Genomic DNA, 7,781 nt, shown 5'->3' with positions numbered 1-7,781 from the left:
AAACCGTTGTACTGCAAGGTACCGGGGGTTCGAATCCCTCCCTCTCCGCTGAACTTACTGGACAGAAATGGTCAGTAAACGGACAAAAAGCTATAAATCAATGATTTGTAGCTTTTTTATTGCCATAAACTCCGGTCTCCAAAATTTTCCCCCAAATAAAGTTTATAAATCAATTATATAGTCAAACAATTTTATTTATAAGTAATATATCTTCTTTTTTATACGAACAAAAAAGTAAAATATTTTTTGCTCATCAAAAAATTATCTACATTTGCAGCGGATAAAAACATTTTGCTTTTTATCTTTAAAATTATTGCATTGGAGAGATGGCAGAGTGGTCGATTGTGGCGGTCTCGAAAACCGTTGTACCTTCGGGTACCGGGGGTTCGAATCCCCCTCTCTCCGCTGAATTAATCGACAGCAAGCAGATAATTCCTGTAAATTATTGAATTTGTGGAAATTTTTTTTATCGCTTTGTGTCTGCCTTAAAATATATCTTTTCGCCTTTAAAAGACAAAGTTCATAATATCCACAAACTGTGGTAAGTTTTCTGAAAATATTCGACATGCATTGACTCCACTTCTCGCATTTTTAGAGCAGGGTGTTGCCATGCATAGAGATATTTTACATAGTCAGACCGTTTATAGATGTGAATGTCTCCATTATCTTCTTACGTAGCCACCCATCGGGCAACCTACGTTCAAACACCAGATAAGCAAATAACCTAAAAATAAAAGATGCCTGTATGGTTATTTACAACCTGTTAGGTCATATCATTCTAACAAAAGAAAGTTATTACAGTTTTACAGACGAAAGGTTTTTATAAGCCCTTTTTTGTTACCTAAATGCTTTCTTTAATTATTGAATTTGCGCATTGATTTCGTTTCTGAATTTTATGGGATTGGCAATAAAGTTAAATTTATTTGTTGCTCCGCCCGTAGTTACGATAATAGAACCAAAACCTAAAATGCGTCCCATAATACTTTGATTAATGCGTACTCCCTCACATTTACTTAAAATCAATTCGAGGGCGTCCCGGCTTAGAATACCTGATTTTAGAATTACCTTTTTATTTGTGACAACATATTCTGCTCCTACCTTTAGGAGAATTCTTTTTGTCAAATGGAATAGTCCTAACAATAACAAAAGTAAGCCGATATAATAAATGATACTTGTCTGTGCACATGAAAAGAAAGCTCCCAGTAATAATAGTATTATCGGATATACGAATATATACCAGTGAATATTTGCCTTATATTTTATTTCTTCACCAGCTTGTAGGTTGTTTTGAATATAGCTCATAGTCTTTGTAAATTAATTACATAGTTTTATTGTCAGGGGACAAAAGTACATATTAATCCGAGCGGTATAAAATAAATTTTCTATTTTTTTAGACTAAAACTTAAATTCTAAAATAAAACCATTTTTCCAGTTTCTCATATTGTAAATTTTCCTTTTAGGCAGTCTCCAGCGCCATCGGAATATGAATAGTTTTAATCACAGACTTTTTTATTATCTGGTTCATTATATAGTTATTTTATAATACCCTTTTTTGTTTATACCAAAGTCTTATTGCTCGTTTAAAGAGATATTTTACTACAATTCTGTGAAATATCCAGATAACATAGAAATATATTTTCCCTAATAAATTATTGTATTTGACTATTGTTGTCAAACTTACGTTTTGTTGTTTGTTATAATTTTTCGGACAATATATAGATATATAGAAGGTTAGGTGTTTGTCTTCTGTTCCCAAAATAATTTCTTCATCATTTTCTTCAATTATTAGATCTATAAAAGTTTCGTTTGTTTTAAGTCCTAACGGTTTAACTATTAAATCTCTTATTTTAAGCAGCCATAATCCCCATTTGGGATATTCGATAAACATTAGTTTAAATAAGTCGTTGACTTGTATTGAGGACTCGCTGCTGATAGCTTTTTGAAAACTGTCGGTATAATCCGCAGGGAGATATTTTGTTATCAGTTGCATCATATATAAATTTTAGTTTCTTGTTTGGTTTACAGTAAATTGTGTAATATCAAAGATAAATATAGTAGTAAAATTTTTGTGATTATATTTTATGTGAGTTTTTTATTATATTTTTCTTTTAGGAAAGGGTGTAGAAAATAAAGTCAGACTTTACAAAGGAATTAATACTATAAATAATTGAAATTTCTTTTTAATCTTTTTTTAACTCCATATTAATATATCTTGTTCTGTTTTTTTAACATGCGCATTGTACCTTGCAACATAAAAGTCGGTATCCGGAAAGATGGGTATGAAAAATTTTTATTTATAAAAATATTCACATGTGTATTATGTATATTGTTTATCTGTAACTTCCTTAGAGCCCGTCGTACATTTATTCTTGTACATAAATATCTTTGAATAGATATGGATCAAGACCGAAGAGCCAGAGGTTTCAGAAACCGTTTTAGACGTTCCGTCCCCATGTCTTTACATCAGAAATCTGGTAAATAGGATTTGAAACCGGAAGTTTGGATAACGGCCTATCTTATACCTTACGAAGAAAAAGAAATGAAAGTTTATCATCGATAATGCCATAAAAATAAAAAATAAGTTCAATGAGACAGTTTAGCCTTGTATTGCTTGGTGTTTTTTTATTGTGTCCTTTCTATGGGACTTTAGGAAATACTTTTCCCGATCGGTTTGATAATAAAAATATTCGGGGATGGATTATTTTATCAGATGACATGAGTGCTGCTGTCCGAACGATAAAAGCAGCGAAAGAGTATGACATAAATCAGCTTCAGTTATCTCATGAGATTATCCATGATTTGAGGGAAATAAAAAATGAAAAAGTGTGCGCACAAGTCAATGAGCTTGTAAATATGGCTCATTCGGAGGGGATAAACGAGGTTTTACTATGGGATCATAGTTTGTATGATATAGATTATTATCCTGAACGTTTCAGAACCGGTACCGGGGGAACGATAGATTTAGATAATCCTGAACTTTGGGAGTGGTTGAAAGACGATTATCGTCAGATGCTTGATCGAGTTTCGGAGGCAGACGGGCTTGTCCTGACTTTTATCGAAACCGGAGCTTATGCAGAGAAACAGTTCTCCAAAAAAATGAAATCTCCGGAAGAGAAGTTGGCGGCAGTAGTGAATGCCATTTCCGATGTGCTTATTGGTGAAAGAAAAAAGAAATTGTATATCCGTACATTTGCCTATTCCGAAGAAGAATATAAAGGTACGATAGGCTGTATAGAGTATTTGAAGTATGATGAGGTGACTTTAATGATGAAAGAGACCCCTCATGACTTTTTTCTGACTCATCCGGATAACCATTATATACAAAAGATGAATCGGCCTGTCATTGTAGAATTTGATTTAGGTAATGAATACAGCGGACAAGGAGTGGTGGCGAATACATGGCCTGAACATGTGATGAAAAGATGGAATAGCTATATACATTGTCCTAATGTAACCGGATATGTAGCCCGTACCGATCGATATGGGAATACGAGTATTGTAAATACTGCTAATGCTATCCAGTTGTACGCCTTGAAACGAATGACGGAAGATCCGAAAATTTCCGTAGATCGGGTATATGATGAATTTATAGAGTCGGAATATGGTAAGGCTGCTTTGTTGCCGGTAAAGAAAGCTTTTCAGAAAGCATTCGATATAGTGACGTCTGTTTTTTATACATTAGGGACAAATCTTACAGATCACTCTTCATTGAACTATGAAAATAATAAATGGGGTTATAGCCGGCATGTATCGGGTCGATGGATAGATCCTCCGGTCGTTCGGGTAGAACATGATGTAAATAGAACTTTCCATTATTGGAAAGATATTATAAATCACATAGCTCCGGTACAATTCAAGTCATGGTTTTCTCCGTCATTTGTCGAAGTAAAAGGCATTTTTGAGAAACGATGGATAAATGTCGATGAAAAGATGGATAGTTTATATTACCGATATATAGTAACGGAAAAGCGATATGGAGTCAGGCTTGCTGCCGAAGCATTGTCAGAAATAGAAAAAACGAAATCTATATTAGATTCTGTTGTATATAACGAATTGCAACAGCTTTTTTATCGTACCTATCTTACAGCTACTTTGCATGAAGCTGTGTGCACGGCATACTATGGAATAAGAATATATACGAGAGATAAAAAGTTGCATCCTAAAATGTTGAAAGAGGATATTCTTTCAGCATTGGAAAGAATTACGTTGACGGCTGATGAAATGACGCAGATGAGGGGATCATATCCGATCGGTCAATATAATTGGCTGAACGATGCTCGGATGGCATTATGGTATAGAGATAAGATAAAAAGAATGCTATATGAATGATTATTTTTAATTCTACTTCTGATAATTAATAAGAAATCATTATATTATAGGAAGTATTTTAAATATATGTATTTTTTATTATCTTTCGCATTTAGCATTTGTTTTGAAATAAATACGATGAATTTATGGAAAAAGAGGAATTATTTTCTGTTTATGCAAAAGTTGCTCTGTTATTTGTTATATTTTTTATATCATTACCGATGATGTCCGCATCATTGTATGTACCGGAAGATTCTGTTGCAGAGGTGAGTAAAAGACAGCCGGTTTATTTTGTGAATGATACTTATGTCGATTCTGAAGATTTTGAAGATATGCAGATACTTGAAGACATTGTTTCTATCGATGTGATTAAGGATGCAGATAAAAATCCTCAGTTGAAAAAATTGTTTGATAAATACGGGAAAAATACAGGGTTTATCTTTGTGCGATTGAAACCCGGAATAGATATTAAAGGTATTATCGGACCAGATGGGAAGAGATTGGAAAGTGAGCGATTACCTGAATTTCCCGGAAGTAAAACGGCTATGCTCAATTTTATTGAGAAGAACAAGAAATATCCGTTTGCTTTATTAGATAAAGGAATACAAAGCGGGTCTGTACAAGTGACATTTGTTGTGAAGTCCGATGGTACGTTATCAGATATAAAAGTGAAAAAGAGTACAGCACCTGAATTGGCTAAAGAAGCTATACGTTTGGTAAGTGAAATGCCGAAGTGGATTCCGGGAAAGAAGGCGGGAATACCTTCTGATTATACTCGTATGATCAATATCGATTTTAGGGGGATAATAATTCGGTAATCAAAGAATTTGTTTGCGGATTATTTAGAAAAATGGGGGAATGGAGTTATAAAAAAGCAGGGATTTTCCCTGCTTTTTCTCAATTTATATTGGAGTTAAGTTTGTTCCATTCACTGATAGGTGGAATTATACCCATCGCGATAACTTCATCCCGCAGTTTACATAAGTGTTCATAGCTGCTTTCGAGTTCTTTCTCTTCAGAGGCATTACCTTTTACCTCTTTATAAGATATGCCGTCTTTTGTAATAGCAGTTTCCATTGCCATCATGATATGGTTGAATTTACCAGAATGGACATATACTCCGGCCGGCCAACGGAAAGGAGCTCCTCCCATAGCTGCAGCGATCATCTCGATAGACAGGTAGGCGGGACTTTGGAATGAGGAACGTCCTCTTAAATCAATAATATTTTTACCGCCTTGTATAACCTTTTGTTTAATTTCTTTCCACTCAGCTTCTGGCAATTGTTCAGTACCTATTAAAGAAGACAGGGCACTGCCTTTTATCGTGGTTGTTGAAGCGAATACAGCCATTTGTTCTCCATGTCCGCCGTAAGTTCGACAATTTTTTATTTCGGAAGCCGGAATCTTAAAATATTTTACCAATTCATTTTGTAAACGGGTACTGTCAAGAGCCGCTAAAGTCGAAACTTGTGAAGGTTTTAACCCTGAATAAAGTAAAGTTATCAGACCTGTAATATCTGCAGGATTAAATACGACAACAACATGTTTCACATTCGGACAATAGTTGCGCAGATCTTTTCCGAATTGGGCTGCTATTTCTGCATTACCTTTTAGTAGATCTTCGCGAGTCATTCCGGCTTTACGGGCAGCACCACCGGAAGAAACTACATATTCAGCTCCAGTAAGAGCATCTTTTATATTACTGGTAAATGTGATATTTGCACCTTCAAAACCGCATTGAAGCATTTCTTCGGCAACACCTTCGAGAGCCGGCGCATAAGGATCATAGAGACAAATGTTCGGGGTCAGTTTCATCATTAACGCCGTTTGAGCCATGTTTGAGCCGATCATTCCGGCAGCTCCTACGATTGTCAGTTTCTTGTCTGTTAGGTAATTCATAACCTTGAATATTTTATGTTAGAAATAAATCCGTAATTGTATTAACAAAGATACGCAATAATTGGTTTCTGAAAATGTCCGTTTATTCAAATTTTAAATATTATAACCGATAGTTATGAGAAATACCTTGAAAGGTCCGATATATAAAGATAAATAATATAATTGGAAATTTATTTGATGATCTTATTGTATAACTCTTCGTTTTTATCTATGCAAGCTACTGCTTGAATTTTTGCCTGTTTGTTTTGTACTGTGATCGGTTTTTTAGATGTATAGTTTCGCATACGACAGCCAAACATGGATATTGTTAGCTGTTTATCCCCTTTTACGAGCAGATAGTCATAAGATTGGCCGATTGCAGTGAGAGCTCCGTTTAACCCCGAAAAAGCTTCTACATTCGATATTGCCGTGTGTCCTTGTCCTTCAATGACGATGGGATGTATCTCTTCTATTGATTTTCCGGCATTAGCGATAATCGATCCTTGAGCAATTTGCCAGTTTCGGTTTTTTGTGCCCGATCCGTTCTTGTAGATACCTATTGTGACGCAGTCGAGATTGAAATTTGTTAATTGTCCGTATGATTCAGCTCCTAAATATATCCCACCGTATGTCCCGAATGTAAAAACATCCATCAACTGTGCATTATCTGTATGGTCTATATAAAAAGCGTAGGTTTGGTTTGCAATTACGGCATCGATAATTTCCCGTTTGAATGAACGGCCGAATTCCCTCATGTTTGCCGGATTTACATGACAGTGTAAAATTCGGGGAATGTCATAACAATAATCGATTCGGATAAATTGTCCGCTTAATGGATAACCGTAGCAATGTTCGATAAGCACTAGTTCACTTGTGTTTTTTCGGGTTGCAGTAAAGTCCATGGCAGTATATTCTCCGTAAAATGTGAGGCAAGACAGAGTAACGCCGTGAGCTCTTTGATCGGAGCTCATTTGGATAGTCGGTTTATATTTTATGATTTCATCGGCTTTTGTGTGAGTTTGTTCCGGATACCAGAATTGGATACCTCGTATTTGAGTTGCCGATTGCACGGAAATGAAAGGGTTGTCTTTATCGGTAATGCTGAATACCGAACCTACGGGATGATTTTTTGAGGGATGCTTAGTTCCTCTTCCCGTAGGGCCGTGCACTCCGATCAGAGAAACATTCTTTTTTAGAATTATTCCTCCGTTTACGGGATAGGGGGTCTCTGACGGATCGACGAATAAAGCTGCTCCCGATTGAGCCGCCCAATCTATTGCTTTTTGGAGATTTTGTTTGTTTACTTCCGGAGTGTTAGTCGGCAATACGTTGAAGTCTCGGATACTTTTGTAATTGTTCGCTTGTGCCGTTATAGCGCAAAGAACACAGAAAAAAAATAATTTGAGCGTTTTCATTATGTGTGTGTTTAGAATAGTGATAATGCAAAAATAGGAATCATTTAACATAAAACAAACATAATGACTTTGTTTTTTAATGTATTTGAGAGTGTGACAATATTAGTAGGTTTTATTTTCAACAGTATTGGATGAAAAAAAGACGACCGCTTTATAAAGCAGTCGCCTTGTCCGGTTTGT

General features: G+C 35.4%; 6 protein-coding genes and 1 tRNA gene. 3 read left to right on the top strand and 4 right to left on the bottom strand.

What is annotated here, in order from left to right; translation table 11 throughout:
- The first annotated feature begins 320 nt into the window (after positions 1–320).
- A tRNA-Ser gene (locus tag Q0093_RS02755) sits at positions 321–405 on the top strand.
- A gap of 453 nt (positions 406–858) precedes the next feature.
- On the opposite strand, the gene Q0093_RS02750 is transcribed toward Q0093_RS02755, so the two are convergent.
- Together Q0093_RS02750 and Q0093_RS02745 are read right to left on the bottom strand one after the other, a co-directional pair.
- A complete protein-coding gene (locus Q0093_RS02750; RefSeq protein WP_294177035.1) occupies positions 859–1,302 on the bottom strand; it encodes a PH domain-containing protein in 444 nt (147 codons plus the stop codon).
- A 235-nt stretch (positions 1,303–1,537) separates the two neighbouring features.
- A complete protein-coding gene (locus Q0093_RS02745) occupies positions 1,538–1,993 on the bottom strand; it encodes a DUF2867 domain-containing protein (RefSeq protein ID WP_297928351.1) in 456 nt (151 codons plus the stop codon).
- 593 nt (positions 1,994–2,586) lie between these two features.
- Here Q0093_RS02745 and Q0093_RS02740 point away from each other — a divergent pair.
- Both Q0093_RS02740 and Q0093_RS02735 read left to right on the top strand, forming a co-directional pair.
- Entirely contained in the window at positions 2,587–4,329 is a 1,743-nt protein-coding gene (locus tag Q0093_RS02740) for a hypothetical protein (RefSeq protein ID WP_297928350.1), read from the top strand.
- Positions 4,330–4,454: 125 nt separating this feature from the next.
- Entirely contained in the window at positions 4,455–5,126 is a 672-nt protein-coding gene (locus Q0093_RS02735) for an energy transducer TonB (RefSeq protein ID WP_297928349.1), read from the top strand.
- Positions 5,127–5,205: 79 nt separating this feature from the next.
- On the opposite strand, the gene Q0093_RS02730 is transcribed toward Q0093_RS02735, so the two are convergent.
- Together Q0093_RS02730 and Q0093_RS02725 are read right to left on the bottom strand one after the other, a co-directional pair.
- Positions 5,206–6,207 (bottom strand): malate dehydrogenase, encoded by a 1,002-nt coding sequence (locus tag Q0093_RS02730; protein WP_294177032.1) that lies wholly within the window; start codon positions 6,205–6,207, stop codon positions 5,206–5,208.
- Positions 6,208–6,377: 170 nt separating this feature from the next.
- Positions 6,378–7,601 (bottom strand): hypothetical protein, encoded by a 1,224-nt coding sequence (locus Q0093_RS02725; protein ID WP_294177031.1) that lies wholly within the window; start codon positions 7,599–7,601, stop codon positions 6,378–6,380.
- Positions 7,602–7,781 lie beyond the last annotated feature (180 nt).

The organism is uncultured Coprobacter sp. (genome assembly GCF_947855755.1).
In the GTDB taxonomy this organism is placed as follows: domain Bacteria; phylum Bacteroidota; class Bacteroidia; order Bacteroidales; family Coprobacteraceae; genus Coprobacter.
Note: the sequence above shows the minus strand (reverse complement) of the source record. Positions and strands in the feature narration are given on the sequence as shown.